The organism is Runella sp. MFBS21 (assembly GCF_029433105.1).
In the GTDB taxonomy this organism is placed as follows: domain Bacteria; phylum Bacteroidota; class Bacteroidia; order Cytophagales; family Spirosomataceae; genus Runella.
This window is the reverse complement of the sequence record NZ_JARNTW010000004.1, coordinates 283,300-297,996: the sequence shown is the minus strand read 5'-3', so window position 1 is coordinate 297,996 and position 14,697 is coordinate 283,300. Positions and strand designations below refer to the sequence as shown.

The window sequence follows — 14,697 nt, the reverse complement described above, 5'->3', positions numbered from 1 at the left end:
CTTGCGAATTATCTATCGAAACTACGAAAACTTCTAGGTTATATCCAAAAAAATAAGCCCCAACTACGTTTTTATTCCGCAGTTAGGGCTTTATATACTAACAGTAGCAACTTTTTAGTGCGTCAATTCGAGTTCTTGGCGCTTACGAGCTTTGGCCTCACGGGTTTCACGACGCAGCAAAATCCGCTGCTTGATACGCATCCAACGCTCATAAAGCTTTGATTCCTTCAAAAAGTCCCAAGGGGCTTTTTTGCCTTGCTTCTGTACTTGCTCAGGGTCGTACATCATCCCTGTACAAAGGCAGTTTTTGCGATTGGTACGAGTAAGCACATCATAATTGACACAACTAGAGCACCCTTTCCAGAATGCATCATCGGCAGGCAATTCACTAAATGTAACCGGCTCATAGCCCAAATCAGAATTGATTTTCATCACGGCAAGGCTCGTAGTGATTCCAATGATTTTGGCATTAGGATACTTAGTCCGCGAAAGCTCAAATGCTTTTCTTTTAATAGCCTTTGCAATACCACTTTTACGGTGGTCAGGATGTACGATAAGGCCCGAATTGGCCACAAATTTACCATGTTCCCAAGTTTCGATATAACAAAAACCTACCCATTCTCCAAGGAGTGTAGTGGCTATGATAGCCTTTCCTTCAGACATTTTTTCTCGGATATAAATAGGCGAACGTTTGGCGATGCCAGTACCACGCTGTTTAGCACTTTCTTCCATCTCTTGACAGATAGTCTCAGCAAGGTGGAAATGTTTGTCTTCGGCTGTTTCTACGATGTATTCGTTAGCTACGATTTCGATGTTTGACATTGTCGTTTGTGGGAATTGAATCCTCTGCGGAGACAACAAATCCGCTTTGGGGTTGATAAAATGTAAGTTTTTGAGATAAGTTGGCGAGATGTGTTTGCTACGTAGGCAAACAAGTATTATTGTGTCCTTTCGGACCTACAAAAAAATGGCGTAATGTGCGCGCAGCGAGTATGTGAAAGAGTGTGTGCCACTTTTGTATTAGATTTTTGAAAAAAACGTGACAAATATCGGTTAAATTGTGATTCATTCACAAGAAATAAACAAAATATTTTTTCGATTCGTTCTATCACCTTGCTATCCATTGGCAATCAATACTTTACACTTTGTTTTATGATTCATCACTAGCGTAAAATTAAAGTTAAAATTGAACCCAAAAATTGGTACAAAACACAACTTGACTACTATAACAACAATCCTGCCTTTTTGTTCTCATTTCAATAGTACAATTGGATGTTTTTTACGTTATATGTTCTGCTACTTTTGTATTTTCACATTAGTTTCGCAAACAATTTGCCTTTATAATAATTACTACAGAATAAAACTAATTCATAACCTCATGGAAAAAACCTTTTGGAAGCATTCAGTAAGCTTAGGGGGTGGTTGTCTATTGATAGGCCTACTACTAAGTACGCAAGTGTCTGCCCAATCTAACACCGCTCCTGAAGAAAATCGTTTTACTAAAAATCTTTTGTTGGAAAAACTCGACGAGCCTACCGAACTAGTAGTGCTAGAGGATCACCGAGTACTGTTTACCGAAAGAAAGGGCAAAGTAAAACTCTTTAATCCCAAAAAGCCCAATACTTACAAAGTCGTGGCCAATCTACCTGTATATATCAAGCAAGAGTATGGGTTGATGGGTATTAATGTTGACCCTGATTTCAAAAACAATAAATGGGTGTATCTGTATTATTCGCCTGTATCGAGCGAAGCTGATACTTCCCAACGACTCGTACGAATGAAATACGATACCGAGCGCGATACTCTATTGCCAAGTACGGAACAAGTACTACTAAGAGTGCCCGTAAAACGTACTGACTGCTGCCATACGGGAGGCTCCATTGCTTGGGACAAACAAGGCAATCTTTATCTCTCTACGGGCGATGATATCAATCCTTTTGGCAACGACGGTTATGGCGCACTAGACGGGCGTCCAGGCCGAGCCAACTGGGATGGCCGCTCTACTTCGTCTAATACCAATGATTTGCGGGGTAAAATCCTTCGCATCAAACCTCGCCCAGAAGGAGGCTATGACATTCCTTCTGGCAATTTGTTTGCTCCAGGTACCGAAAAAGCACGTCCCGAAATCTACGTTATGGGAAATCGCAATCCCTATCGCATCTCGGTAGACCAACATACAGGCTTTTTGTATTGGGGAGAAGTAGGACCCGATGCCGGAAATGATAGCCCCACACGCGGCCCACGTGGCTACGATGAAGTCAATCAAGCACGCAAGGCAGGGTATTTTGGGTATCCTTTGTTTGTAGCTGACAATCAAGCCTACAATCGTTATGATATGGGAACGAAGGTATCAGGTGAGCGATTTGACCCCCTGAAGCCTATCAACGACTCTCCTCACAACACTGGTCTAGTAGAATTGCCCCCTGCTCAAAAAGCTTTTATTTACTATCCGTATGCCGACTCGCCCGAATTTGGGCCTATCGTAGGCAAAGGTGGCCGCAATGCAATGGCTGGGCCCGTTTACTATTATGATGACTATCCAGAAAACGACGTCAAATTCCCTCGCCATTATGACGGTAAGTTTTTTGCTTATGAATGGATTCGGGACTGGATTCACCCCGTTACGATGACCAAAGAGGGCGATTTTGTAAGTATGGAAACTTTTATGCCCAACACTAAATTTAGCCATCCTATCGATATGCAATTTGCGGTAGACGGCTCTTTGTATGTACTCGAATATGGCAATACATGGTTTGCTCAAAACGACGATTCTCGCTTGTCTCGCATTACTTATAATGCTGGCAACCGTAAGCCTGTCGCTGTAGCCTCTATCAACAAAAAAGCGGGTGCAGCGCCTATGAAAGCGGTCTTTTCATCTAAAGGCACAATCGACTATGACGGAGATGCTCTTAAGTATGAATGGAACTTTGGAAAAGGACTTCCTAAAAGTACTCTTCCTAATCCTACTTTTACTTACACCAAACCAGGAATATATACGGCTACTCTTAAAGTAACTGATGCTAAAGGCAATGCTTCTTCGAGCCAAGTAGAAGTAAAAGTAGGCAACGAACCTCCGCAAGTTGAACTTGCCGTGGCGGGTAATAAATCTTTTTATTGGGAAAATAAACCTGTCAACTATGAAGTAAAAGTAGTAGACAAAGAAGACGGAAGCCTGGCCAACAAAAAAATCAATGCCGAAGACGTGACAGTTACGATTGATTATTTAGAAGGTTTTGATAAAACGATTTTGGCCCAAGGCCACCAAGCCAACTTAGGTGTTGCTACCGGAAAGCGTCTCATGGAACTCTCTGACTGTATGGCTTGTCACTCTATCGACAAAAAATCAATCGGCCCCTCGTACCGCGATGTAGCTAAGAAATACAAAGGTGCGCGTGATATTGTTAGCACGTTGGCCGACAAAATCATCAATGGTGGTGGAGGTGTGTGGGGAGAGCAAGCAATGAGCGCTCACCCTCAAATCAAAAAAGACGATGCTAAGGAGATTGTGAAGTATATCATGTCGTTGGGCAATGAAAAAGCTCCCGATAAAAAACCTACCAAAGGTGAATACGTAACCGCCTCTAAACCGAAAGAAGGTTCTTATATCTTCCGCGCTAGCTACACCGATAAAGGCAACGCTGTAGTAGGCCCACAAACCTCAACAAGTACCGTGGCACTACGCCCCGCCAAAGTAAAAGCGGTGTGGAATGATGAAGTGAAAGATGCTACCAATGTAGAATTACCTTCAAAATCAGAAGTGTTAGCTCCTGTCAAAAATGGCAGCTATGCACTTTACAAAAATGTAGACCTTACTGACATTCAAAATCTGTCTTTTATGGTATATGCGGCTCCCGACCGCACTGTAGGCGGCAAAATCGAAGTTAGACTCGACACTCCCACAGGAGCGTTGATTGGACAAGTAGAAGTCCCTAACGATAAGGTTGGCGTCGTAAGCACTTCGATTCGTAAACCTGATGATAAACTTCATAACCTTTATCTTGTTTTTACGACCTCACAAGCTGTTCCCGAAAACAAGGGATTGTTTGGGCTAGAATGGATACAGTTCAATATCAACGGATTAGCCAATACAGGCAAATAAAAAATAAACCTATCCAACAAAAAAGCCGTTCTTGGAACGGCTTTTTTGTTGGATAAAACGTATATTATTTAAACCAAAAACTTGTCTTCATAGACAACTACCGATAACTAAAATCATTTGTCTAAAGGCAAGTTTTTGAGTAGTTGTTCGTTTTAGCAAAAAACTTTTTTATGAAAACGTATATACTTTTTTTTCTGGCGCTATCCAGTTTAGTAGCAGGGGCTCAAAAAGCCCACATTACCCTGAAACTTCCCCAAAAGCGCGATTTTACTGTTTCGCTTACCACTGAGCAAGTCCGCTATCACGAAGCTCCCTCGATTGGGCTGACTGATATGGAATTCTTAAATATTGGATATTTTGATGATAGCACCAAGCAATGGGCTATGACAGAGTTTGAGCTTAAAGAGCCGCAAGTGGTTAGATTAGACCTTATTAGTAAAAAAATTGTGATAGGTCAAAATCCTTCTTCAAATGCAAGCCGTCTCCTTTTTATTAGTCCCAATGATAGTTTGACGATCACCGTAGCTCCCGACAAAAGCCTCACTTTTAGCGGCTCCCATGCCTCTTACCAAGAACTCCTAAGAGACTGTTTTAAAGGTAAAATGTACGAATACTTGCCTGTTTTTGGTTACAACCCAACCAAGATAGACAATAGTAACATTTTACCCAAAGTAGATAGTCTACAGGCGGTACGTCAACAACGACTACAAGCTCTCAACAACCCAAGCCCAGAGTTTGAGAGTTATATCAAAGCCATGACACTCACAGAAGCTTATCTGCTGAGACTGATTGTTTCGGACAAAAAAATCCGCGAAAGCCAAGGGGTACAGCTCAAACCAGATGAGCGTAAAACCATACAAGATTTTACATTACAAAACTTTAAGATATTGTCGGATGCTGCGCTCATGAGCGAGACCTATCGCAACGAACTCAAGAATTTTATCCAAATTCCAGTCATTCAGAAATATCCTACAGATTCGGCCAAAGCCTATGTACTTACTCCCGAAGCTGTGAGATTAGCCTATCAAAATAGCGAGGAAAAATTGAGCGCATATCCCAAACAACGTCAATATTTGTTGACCCATTGGCTCGATTATGCTACTACTTTCAGAAGTGATATGAGTGCTGCCCGCGACTTGCTCGAACGCTATCAAAGCACTTATCCCAACTCTGAGCTTATTCCTTATTTTAAGCGTACTATCGAAACCAAAGAACGTATGGCTGTAGGGCAGCCAGCTCCCAATTTTACCCTAAAAGACCGTGAAGGCAATACAGTCTCTTTAAATAGCTTTCAAGGTAAGCCTGTATGTATCGCATTTTGTTTTAATCTAAAACAGCACGAATTTATTTTTAAGCCACTGGAAACGTTTTATAACGACCGCCTTACTTTCGTTTATCTGAATGTTACTCCCAGTACTTCTTTTGAATTGTGGCAGTCTACCACCGAAAAACGCCCCGGTGTAGTACATCTGTGGGCTTCTGAAGAAGATGCTCAAAAACTCAAAGATACCTACGCCACTAGTATGCGTTATCCGTTTGTGTTGGTTGATGCCCAAGGGAAAATCGTAGAACGCTGGATTCCCCAAGAATTTCCTGATAACCCAATGTTACAAAAAGAAATCAAAGCACTTTTGGGACGTAAATAGACCGTTATCCCTTTTTTGACGGGTATTGTCAAAACACAAAATAGAGAGAGCCCTCGAAAATTTTCGAGGGCTCTCTCTATTTTGTTAATATTTTAGAACTTTACCTCAAGATTGTTGCAGCCGCTAGCCAGTCGTAGGTATTGATAGGCACTGGCACCGCCTCGGGGGTCAATTGAAGATACATCAAATGTAAATGTGTACCCGAACGAGCTTTGGCAGCATTGAAACCCGTCCGTCCTACTTCAGCTATTTTCTGACCAGCTACTACCTGGTCGCCAGTTTGTACCATCACTTGGCTATGATGAGCATAATAAAACAATCCATCCAAGCAAGGGTCGTAAATCCACACAAAATTGCCTCCTCGATAACTGCTTTCAGGGGTCCAGTTGGCTTCGGTAGCGACAACTACTCCTGGCCGCATTGCCAATACATCCACCGGCTTGTCGGTTTGGTCATCGATAGAATCTTGATTTCGATCATAGATAAAAATATCGTGTGCAGGGTGGCTTCCTTGTACCGAATGATCAAAAAGGTTAAAGCCAAAAGGGCGAAATCCCGAACCGCTGCCGCCTATCTGGTCGGCGTCGTAATCTCTCAATGGAAACACAAAACCGATAGAATCTCCTTGGCAAATTTGCTGTCGGTAAGGCTCTGATACCTCCCGCAACTCCTTCAATATGGCTTGAAAACGCATTTGCGCCGAGTCGGGGGAGAGCGTTTGCTCCCGAATCTGAGTATTAAGATTTTGAAATGCCTGTCCTAAAGTCACTAGTTGCTCCCGAGGAGCATCTGAGCGAGCAGCAAGCAGACCTAAAATTAGAATAATAATGATGTTGAATTTTTGCATTTAGTACAAACTTATCCCTTTTTAATAAATTGGCAATAAAACACTCAAGCGATATAATTTATATCATTTTTCCATAATCAAAGCACAAATTTATTGCAAAATCTATTTTTTACCAAATCCTTGCATCAAAGCCCATTCACGCCCTGCAAAATCAGCGGTAAATGATTCTAAGCATCCACGATCTTGGAGCGTAATATAGCAGGTACGTCCTTTTTTTCCACCGAAGCAGATATTAGAAACATTTTTCCCTTTGGTAGTAATGGTCTTGATGAGTTTTCCTTCGGGCGATATGACTGCCACCTCCCCTTTGCCCCAGCGTGTAATATACAAGTTGCCTTTCACATCGCAACGCATCCCGTCCATGCCTCCATCCGAAAATTGATGGTGGAGTCTTTTGTTAGAAAGTGTTCCGTCGGGAGCTATATCAAAAGCCCAAACATTACGCTGCACGCTTTCGTTGACATAAAGAATCTTTTCATCAGGGCTTACTTCGATGCCATTGGTAGTTCCCATATCTGCGGCTACAATCTTGGCTTTGCCCTCGGGCGATACATACCACACTTGCCCTTTGCCTTCTTTCCAATTGGGATCTGAACAAAAAATTTGTCCTGATTTCATAATCGCCAAATCATTGGGTTGATTCATCTGAGGCTCGTTGCAATGAGTCGTAACTTGTTTAGTAGTCAGGTTGACTTTCAGTACATTATGACCGGTAAAATCAGCCACGTAAAACACCTCTTTACTTCCAAATCTTATTCCATTGCCTGTGCTTCCTTTGGGAAGTGTCAGAAAAATATTGGCTTTATTACGTTTAGGAATCTCCGCAATTGTACCATCCATAATATAATTAACGGCATAGACGGTTCCGTCGGCCGCCACGGATGGACCTTCGCAATTTTTGGTAAATTCGTGTTCGCGGGTATAATCTGAGGTCTGGGCAGAAACCACAAAAGGAGCAAGCGCAATTGCAACACACGCACAACGACGAAGAAATAGAGAAGATGTTATCATAACCAATGAATCAAGCTGTTTGGGTACTTTTTTGATAAATGAATGAAGGTAAACGGCCTTGTGTACATTTGTCCATTGTCTGGAAATGCACGTAAAGATTGGCAATTGAGCCAAAATAAAAAAACTTTCCAAGTCACGAAAACTTGAAAAGTTCTTTTAAAACTCAAGTACCTATCTTTTCTGACCTACTTCTAGTTGCTGGTCTTCAATACTTCTTCTAGTTTTCTCTCAAGAGCTTCGCCACGCAAGTTTTTAGCAATTACCTTACCGTCTTTATCCAACAAGAAAGTCGCAGGAATACCATTTACGCCATAGGTTTGGGCCGCAGCCGATTGCCAATATTTCAAGTCTGAAACGTGGTTTGGCCACACAAGTCCGTCTTTTTCAATGGCTTTTACCCATGCCATTTTATCGCGGTCGAGCGATACGCTAAAAATCTCAAAACCTTTGTCTTTAAACTTATTATAAACCCTTACTACATTGGGGTTTTCTTGGCGGCAAGGCCCGCACCAAGACGCCCAAAAGTCAATGAGCACTATTTTGCCGCGCAATGAAGAAAGGCTTACAGGCTTATCTTCGGTGCTATTGAGCGTAATCTCTGGTGCAGGGTCTCCAATCTGGATTCCACGCATACGCTTGGCATTACCGACAAATATCTGCGCTTGCTTCATAGTAGGACGCTCTACTTCAAATTTTTTGGCGAGGGCATCAATAGTCGCAAACTCTGTTTCGGGATTTAAGAAATTAGTGGCAAACAAGGCCGCCAATGAAGTTCCCATTTCGGGAATCATACTTTTAATTTTGGCCGTAAATGCCTGGCTTGAAGCCTCAAAATCTTCTTGAATTTTGGCAATTTTTTTTGTATCTTTCTTTTGCTCTGCTTGGGCGTATTCTTCTTGCCATTTGAGTGATTTCTCATTCATTTCTTTATAAAGAGTAAGCAACTGCTGGTAATAATCATTGTTTTTAGAACCAGCGACAAGCGCTTTACCTTTTTCAGTGCCCTCGGCGTTTATTTCGATGGTTTCTCCTCCTTCTATCAACACAATAACTCGCTGCGCCGAAGCCAAGTTTACTTGATAGACCGTTCCTTCATCTAGCTCTTTACGCTTGAAAGTAAATCTTTTGTCAGAGCCTACGATGGCAGAGTCTAGCCGTAAAAGAGGCTGAGTACCCGCTACTTCCAAATAAACCTTGTCTTTGGGTTGTAGATTTTTGGCAGTTCCCGAAATCGTAAAGTCTTGCACTTTATTTTGTGCAACAAGCACAAGACTAGACAAGAATGCAGCAGCCGTAAGTATTTTTTTCATGAAATGACTCGAAAGTGTTTGCTTTTGTAAACGAAGGAATACTAGATTTTCTTATGTACAAAGGTACAAAAACAAAAATGCTGCCAGTTATGAAACCAACAGCATTTTTTAATCCAACTAATCTTAAACTACTAATATCTATTGATTTCTAGTTGAGACAATCCCCCTTTGTAAGAGACACTTATCTTTTTGGTGGCTGTATCATAATTGGAAGTGCGGTACAATCCTCCGCTTATTTTTTCAAAATTATCTAGGTCTTTGGAGTTTAGAGCACCTTCGATTTTCAATTCACAGCCCACAGATTCGGGGATTTCGATTTCGATAGAAGCTACACCTGCTTCTACTTCTACTATAGCTTCATTCTCTACATTTTCACCTAGTTTGAGATTTACCTCCGCAGCCCCCGCGCCAATCTTCACCTTTTTGACTTTATAAGCTGAAAAATCAAAATCTGCTTTACCAGCCCCTAAGCCCAAATCAAATGACCAAGTAGGCGTATTGTTTAGACTCATTTTGACTTGGTTGTCCATATTGTCAAAATCCCGAATACGGATATTTTTGCCTTTGCCTTTACCTTCCATTTCGAAGTTTACCACACTTGCTTTCTCGGTCTCATTTCGTTTGGTAGTCATTACATAGTTACCAAATTGGGTATCGGCATCAGCTTCAATCAATTGAGAAGTAGTACCTTCGATTTTAAACTCTCCTGCTCCCGCCCCGAATTTGAGCGTTGCATCGGAGATACCTTCCGCAAATGGTTCCGAAAAGTGCGTTTCTCCATCTTTTGAATAAACCTTAGAACGTTCTTTGTATTCGTCGTCTCGGCGATAGTTGTCATCATCATCGTCGTCATCATCAAGGTGAAACTCTATTCCGTTATCACTCCAACGATCCAGTTTTTTGTTAGCAGCATTGATGATAGCCGAAGGAATCGCAATGGCGATTAAGACAGCCGTGGCTATGCCCGACCAGCTCTGTCTGAAAAGAAGGCTCACGCCCGCCAAAATCAACAATACTGGCCAAAAACGAAGGGTAAGCCCCCAGTCTATATAAAACCATCCTAGTGTTTTGGCCATCATTACGAGTCCCAAGCCCAGTAGTATCGCGCCCCAAAAAAGGGTATTAGAAGATTGTTTCATGGCTCAGTGAGTTAGGATATTTTCTTAAGTTTATCTTTAAAAATCAGCAACGCCCCGCCTACAATAAATAATACTGGCCAAAAAAAGCGTTCAAAATCAAACCAGTCGAAAAGCTCACGCATGAGCAAAAGACCACCGATGAGTACGAGGATAGCTCCCCAAAAAGTGCTTTGATAATTCATGGTTGTAATGGTTATAGGTAAATAGTTCTTTGTTAAACCTTAGGCTCGTCAGATTCGGAAGTACTTTGCGAAGATTCCGAAGATTTAGGAGGCTGCCAATCATTGATAGGAGCCGAATCAGTCCATGAAGGGGTAGCTCGGTCTGAGTTATTGATAGACGATTGTGGTTTGTTATTGGCACGAAGAATCAAAAACAAACCTACTCCAATGAGTAATGCCGCCGGCAAGAATTTTTGGAGGTGCATCCAGTAAAACAACCGATCAAACAACATGAATCCACCAATAAGGAGTAAAACGTAACCTACAATCTCAGCTCCCTTATTGTAATCTCTTTTGGGCTGATTAGGCTCTGTGTAGTCCCACGTTGCGGTCGTAGTAGGCTCCCCTTTAGGCAGGGCTGCCCATAAAATGATGTATATCAAAATAGCGGGAAAACCTTTTGCAAAAATCATCAGTACTACAAAAATAACCCGCATCAGGGCTTTGTCCATACCAAAATAATCAGCAAGGCCGGCGGCTACACCACCCAAAACAGCCTCACTCTGAATACGACGCAATGGTTTGTTGTTCATGACTTTATAATTTAAAAACGTGATTTGTTGGTTGAGTCAAAATTGATAATTGCTTCATTGTTGATTCAAAGGTACTATGTAATGCAAGGTAATAAAATATTTTTTACTACCAACGGTACAAAGGCAAAATAAATGGAGATTTTTGGGGATGACAGGTAAATCAAGAAGCACCTTTTTGCTTCTTAAAAGCACAAAGAGCAAAAGCGCGATTCCTTTGCTCTTTCAATAGATATCCTACAGCTTTTTCTCAAAATACACCACGTCGGGTTCGGGATTGTAGTTGTAAGGCGGGATTTCCTCAAAACCATATCGACGATACAATCTGACCGCCGCCTCCAATCGGCGCAAGCTATCGAGCCGCATATAGGTGTAGCCTAGATGACGAGCGGTTTCCAAAGCCTCTATCATCATTTTGTCGGCCCAGCCTTGTCCTCGATAAGAGGAAACGATAAACATTCTCTTTAACTCACACACTTGAGGCGACAATTGACGCAAAGCAGCGCACCCGACCCACTCAGGTTCTTTACCTAAAAGCCAAAGCTCGCCTTGGGGAGGGCCATACATGATAGGTAAAATTTGTAGCTCTTCATCAAATTTTTGGAATTGCAGATCAATCCCTAATCCTTGGGCATATTCTTTAAAAAGACCTATGGCTGCCAAATAATGCTGCGACGTCCGAGCTACTACAAGTTGCATTTTAGGAAAGTAAATATGACTTAAAATCCTCAAAGTCAGTACTCATCGGAATAGCTTCTTTTGTTTTGCTCAAGAGTTCCGACAATCTCAAAGGTATTTCTACGTCTTTTGTCCCCAAAGCACCTTCCACTACATCCAAAAATTTGGCATAATGTGCCGTAGACAAAAATACCCCCGTTACTTCTTGTTTAGTGAGATTCATGTATTCTTTCAGACCCAGATAAGCCACCGCTGTATGGGGGCACATCAAGTAGCCCGTGCGGTCACGTACTTCTCGCATGGCTGTCTTGGTTTGTTTATCATCAAACCAAAAACCAGAAATATCGTTTTTAACCTGCTCCCAGTCATCACTAAAAAAACGAGTCATACGGACAAAATTACTTGGATTGCCCACGTCCATGGCGTTGGAGATGGTCTCTACCGAAGGTATAGGATGATAATTTCCTGTTTCTAGATAGTTAGGCACTACATTGTTGCGATTGGTGGTAGCAATAAAATGTGACACTGGTAAGCCCATGCGGTACGCCAACAGCCCCGCACTAAGATTTCCAAAATTGCCGCTTGGGACCGAAAACACGACGGGCAATCCTAAATGTTTGACCTGAGCATAGGCTCTAAAATAATAAAAAGACTGGGGAATCAACCGTGAGATATTAATGGAATTGGCTGAAGCTAGATTGTATTTCCGATTGAGGTCAGCGTCCAAAAAAGCCTTTTTGACCAAAGCCTGACAATCATCAAAAGTACCATTCACTTCCAATGCCGTCACATTTCCTCCCAATGTGGTCAGTTGTTTTTCTTGAATATCACTTACCTTACCACTCGGGTATAAAATGGTGACATTAATACCCGGCACATTGTGAAACCCTTGTGCTACCGCTCCGCCTGTATCGCCAGAGGTAGCCACCAAAATCCGAATTTCTTTCTGAGATTTTACCAAAAAATAAGACATCAAAGATGCCATAAATCTCGCCCCAAAATCTTTGAAAGCCATCGAAGGCCCATGAAATAGCTCCAAGCAATGCATATGCGGCTCCACCGACACTACGGGCGCATCAAAATCAAAAGCCCGCTCCACAATCATTCGTATATCTGCGTCAGAAATATCGTCGCTAAGGAGGGCTTTGGAAACTTCGAAAGCAATTTCATTGAAACTTAATTTGTCAATATTTTCAAGGAATGCTTCCGAAACCGTCGGAATCACCTCTGGCATATAAAGGCCGTTGTCGGGAGGTAAGCTGCGAAAAACCGCTTCTTCGAGCGTAGCTTTGAGGTTTTGATTTTTGGTGCTGTATAAAATCATCAGTGGGTATTGCGTAAAACGTGCGAACTTAAAAGGTCAAAATTACGTGTCGCATATGCTCTATGCAAGTACTTACCCAATTTTACCTCTTCTAGACCCACGAATACCTTACCCAAATTGGGTAGTTTATTTGGTCAATACTAGGTTTTAGCGTTATAAAAACTTGATTTTGAAGAATAATAAAACGATTTTGGATAATCAGTAGTCCCCTTGGTATACGTCCTACGGAGTTTGTTAGGTATCTTTCAAACCTTTTTGTTAATAGTGATACTGTATTTCGTAGGTCTTTTGTAACTTTGCATCTTAGAAATACGTCTATGACCGAACAAATCTTGATTCTTGATTTCGGTTCGCAATATACCCAACTCATCGCTAGACGCGTCCGCGAACTGAACATTTACTGCGAAATTCATCCCTTCAACAAAATTCCCGAAATTACGTCCAATATCAAAGGAGTTATTCTCTCTGGAAGTCCTTGCTCGGTGCGTGACGAAGATTCGCCACGGGTTGACTTAAGCCTTTTTAGAGGAAAGTTGCCTTTGTTGGGAGTATGCTATGGAGCCCAGCTGATGGCATATACCCTCGGCGGACAAGTCAATGCCTCCAAGCACCGCGAATATGGTCGTGCTATGCTTAGTCATGATGTAAGCTCGGCACTGCTCGACGGGGTATCGGCCAACACCCAAGTATGGATGTCTCATGGGGATACAATCACTCAAATACCTGACAATTTTGAGTTGATTGGTTCTACAGATTCTGTAAAAGTAGCGGCCTTCAAGCTCAAAGATGAACAGACCTACGGGATTCAGTTTCACCCTGAAGTGACTCACTCTACGGAAGGCAAGTCTATCCTCAAAAATTTTGTGGTAGGTATTTGTGGCTGCTCCCAAAACTGGACTTCTGCTTCTTTTGTAGAAAGCACCATCAATGAATTGAAACAAAAACTAGGCGACGACAAAGTAGTGATGGCACTGTCGGGCGGAGTAGACTCTACGGTAGCCGCTACCTTGGTTCATCATGCTATTGGCAAAAACCTGTACTGTATTTTTGTTGACAATGGTCTTCTGCGAAAGGACGAATACGAAAGTGTATTGCACTCATACCAAGATATGGGGCTTAACATCAAAGGAGTAGATGCCAAAGAACAGTTTTATACTGAACTTGCTGGCCTTAGCGACCCCGAAGCCAAACGGAAAGCCATTGGTAAAACATTCATTGATGTATTTGACCAAGAAGCGCATCTTATTGAAGACGTAAAATGGCTCGGTCAAGGCACTATTTACCCAGATGTCATAGAGTCGGTATCGGTCAAAGGGCCGTCGGCGACCATCAAGTCTCACCACAATGTAGGCGGGCTTCCTGATTTTATGAAACTAAAAGTGGTAGAGCCACTCAATACCCTTTTCAAAGACGAAGTAAGAGCGGTAGGCAAAACCCTCGGTATTACTGAAAATATTTTGAAGCGTCATCCTTTTCCGGGACCTGGTTTGGCGATTCGGATTTTGGGGGATATCACCGCCGAAAAAGTAGCTATTTTACAAGAAGTTGATGCCATTTTTATCAATGGTCTCAAAAACAGAGGTCTATATGATCAAGTATGGCAAGCAGGCGCGATGTTGCTCCCTATTCAAAGTGTGGGAGTAATGGGCGACGAACGTACCTACGAACGAGTGGTAGCACTCAGGGCCGTAACCTCGGTAGATGGTATGACAGCCGACTGGGCACATCTTCCTTATGAGTTTTTGGCAGATGTTTCCAACGAAATCATCAATCGGGTGAAGGGAGTCAATCGGGTGGTGTATGATATTTCATCCAAACCACCGGCTACTATCGAATGGGAATAAAATAAAAACGCCTCACCCAAGACGGCATCATAGGTAGTGAATACAGCA

The 14,697-nt window shown here is 42.2% G+C and carries 12 protein-coding genes; 3 read left to right on the top strand and 9 right to left on the bottom strand.

The window, feature by feature from the left end; genetic code table 11:
• Positions 1–114 precede the first annotated feature (114 nt).
• Complete coding sequence (locus tag P1X15_RS11640) at positions 115–822, bottom strand: GNAT family N-acetyltransferase (protein ID WP_277338295.1); 708 nt, start codon at positions 820–822, stop codon at positions 115–117.
• Positions 823–1,378: 556 nt separating this feature from the next.
• Here P1X15_RS11640 and P1X15_RS11635 point away from each other — a divergent pair.
• Together P1X15_RS11635 and P1X15_RS11630 are read left to right on the top strand one after the other, a co-directional pair.
• Positions 1,379–4,099, top strand: coding sequence for a PQQ-dependent sugar dehydrogenase (locus P1X15_RS11635; RefSeq protein ID WP_277338294.1), 2,721 nt, complete (start codon positions 1,379–1,381; stop codon positions 4,097–4,099).
• Between the two features lie 170 nt (positions 4,100–4,269).
• Complete coding sequence (locus P1X15_RS11630; RefSeq protein WP_277338293.1) at positions 4,270–5,745, top strand: redoxin domain-containing protein; 1,476 nt, start codon at positions 4,270–4,272, stop codon at positions 5,743–5,745.
• 100 nt (positions 5,746–5,845) lie between these two features.
• Here P1X15_RS11630 and P1X15_RS11625 read toward each other — a convergent pair whose 3' ends face one another.
• The 8 genes from P1X15_RS11625 to thrC all read right to left on the bottom strand — a co-directional run bounded on the left by P1X15_RS11625 (position 5,846) and on the right by thrC (position 12,805).
• Positions 5,846–6,592: a M23 family metallopeptidase gene (locus P1X15_RS11625; RefSeq protein ID WP_277338292.1), complete on the bottom strand. Its 747-nt coding sequence runs from the start codon at positions 6,590–6,592 to the stop codon at positions 5,846–5,848.
• Positions 6,593–6,694: 102 nt separating this feature from the next.
• Positions 6,695–7,603: an SMP-30/gluconolactonase/LRE family protein gene (locus P1X15_RS11620; RefSeq protein ID WP_277338291.1), complete on the bottom strand. Its 909-nt coding sequence runs from the start codon at positions 7,601–7,603 to the stop codon at positions 6,695–6,697.
• 191 nt (positions 7,604–7,794) lie between these two features.
• Positions 7,795–8,913 carry a TlpA disulfide reductase family protein gene (locus P1X15_RS11615; RefSeq protein ID WP_277338290.1) on the bottom strand — a complete coding sequence of 373 codons (1,119 nt, stop codon included), beginning with the start codon at positions 8,911–8,913 and terminating at the stop codon, positions 7,795–7,797.
• A gap of 131 nt (positions 8,914–9,044) precedes the next feature.
• Positions 9,045–10,052: a LiaI-LiaF-like domain-containing protein gene (locus P1X15_RS11610; protein ID WP_277338289.1), complete on the bottom strand. Its 1,008-nt coding sequence runs from the start codon at positions 10,050–10,052 to the stop codon at positions 9,045–9,047.
• Between the two features lie 11 nt (positions 10,053–10,063).
• Positions 10,064–10,234: a LiaI-LiaF-like domain-containing protein gene (locus P1X15_RS11605; protein WP_277338288.1), complete on the bottom strand. Its 171-nt coding sequence runs from the start codon at positions 10,232–10,234 to the stop codon at positions 10,064–10,066.
• Between the two features lie 32 nt (positions 10,235–10,266).
• Positions 10,267–10,806: a PspC domain-containing protein gene (locus tag P1X15_RS11600; RefSeq protein WP_277338287.1), complete on the bottom strand. Its 540-nt coding sequence runs from the start codon at positions 10,804–10,806 to the stop codon at positions 10,267–10,269.
• Between the two features lie 234 nt (positions 10,807–11,040).
• Entirely contained in the window at positions 11,041–11,502 is a 462-nt protein-coding gene (locus P1X15_RS11595; RefSeq protein ID WP_277338286.1) for a GNAT family N-acetyltransferase, read from the bottom strand.
• A 1-nt stretch (position 11,503) separates the two neighbouring features.
• Positions 11,504–12,805 carry a threonine synthase gene (gene thrC, locus P1X15_RS11590; protein WP_277338285.1) on the bottom strand — a complete coding sequence of 434 codons (1,302 nt, stop codon included), beginning with the start codon at positions 12,803–12,805 and terminating at the stop codon, positions 11,504–11,506.
• Positions 12,806–13,122: 317 nt separating this feature from the next.
• Between thrC and guaA the strand changes: the two genes are divergently transcribed.
• Positions 13,123–14,649 (top strand): glutamine-hydrolyzing GMP synthase, encoded by a 1,527-nt coding sequence (gene guaA / locus P1X15_RS11585; protein WP_277338284.1) that lies wholly within the window; start codon positions 13,123–13,125, stop codon positions 14,647–14,649.
• Positions 14,650–14,697: the final 48 nt, after the last annotated feature.

What these genes read in the sequence shown, in the direction of transcription:
- P1X15_RS11640 (WP_277338295.1), bottom strand. Translation starts at nt 822, where the DNA reads ATGTCAAACATCGAAATCGTAGCTAACGAATACATCGTAGAAACAGCC.
- P1X15_RS11635 (WP_277338294.1), top strand. Translation starts at nt 1,379, where the DNA reads ATGGAAAAAACCTTTTGGAAGCATTCAGTAAGCTTAGGGGGTGGTTGT.
- P1X15_RS11630 (WP_277338293.1), top strand. Translation starts at nt 4,270, where the DNA reads ATGAAAACGTATATACTTTTTTTTCTGGCGCTATCCAGTTTAGTAGCA.
- P1X15_RS11625 (WP_277338292.1), bottom strand. Translation starts at nt 6,592, where the DNA reads ATGCAAAAATTCAACATCATTATTATTCTAATTTTAGGTCTGCTTGCT.
- P1X15_RS11620 (WP_277338291.1), bottom strand. Translation starts at nt 7,603, where the DNA reads ATGATAACATCTTCTCTATTTCTTCGTCGTTGTGCGTGTGTTGCAATT.
- P1X15_RS11615 (WP_277338290.1), bottom strand. Translation starts at nt 8,913, where the DNA reads ATGAAAAAAATACTTACGGCTGCTGCATTCTTGTCTAGTCTTGTGCTT.
- P1X15_RS11610 (WP_277338289.1), bottom strand. Translation starts at nt 10,052, where the DNA reads ATGAAACAATCTTCTAATACCCTTTTTTGGGGCGCGATACTACTGGGC.
- P1X15_RS11605 (WP_277338288.1), bottom strand. Translation starts at nt 10,234, where the DNA reads ATGAATTATCAAAGCACTTTTTGGGGAGCTATCCTCGTACTCATCGGT.
- P1X15_RS11600 (WP_277338287.1), bottom strand. Translation starts at nt 10,806, where the DNA reads ATGAACAACAAACCATTGCGTCGTATTCAGAGTGAGGCTGTTTTGGGT.
- P1X15_RS11595 (WP_277338286.1), bottom strand. Translation starts at nt 11,502, where the DNA reads ATGCAACTTGTAGTAGCTCGGACGTCGCAGCATTATTTGGCAGCCATA.
- thrC (WP_277338285.1), bottom strand. Translation starts at nt 12,805, where the DNA reads ATGATTTTATACAGCACCAAAAATCAAAACCTCAAAGCTACGCTCGAA.
- guaA (WP_277338284.1), top strand. Translation starts at nt 13,123, where the DNA reads ATGACCGAACAAATCTTGATTCTTGATTTCGGTTCGCAATATACCCAA.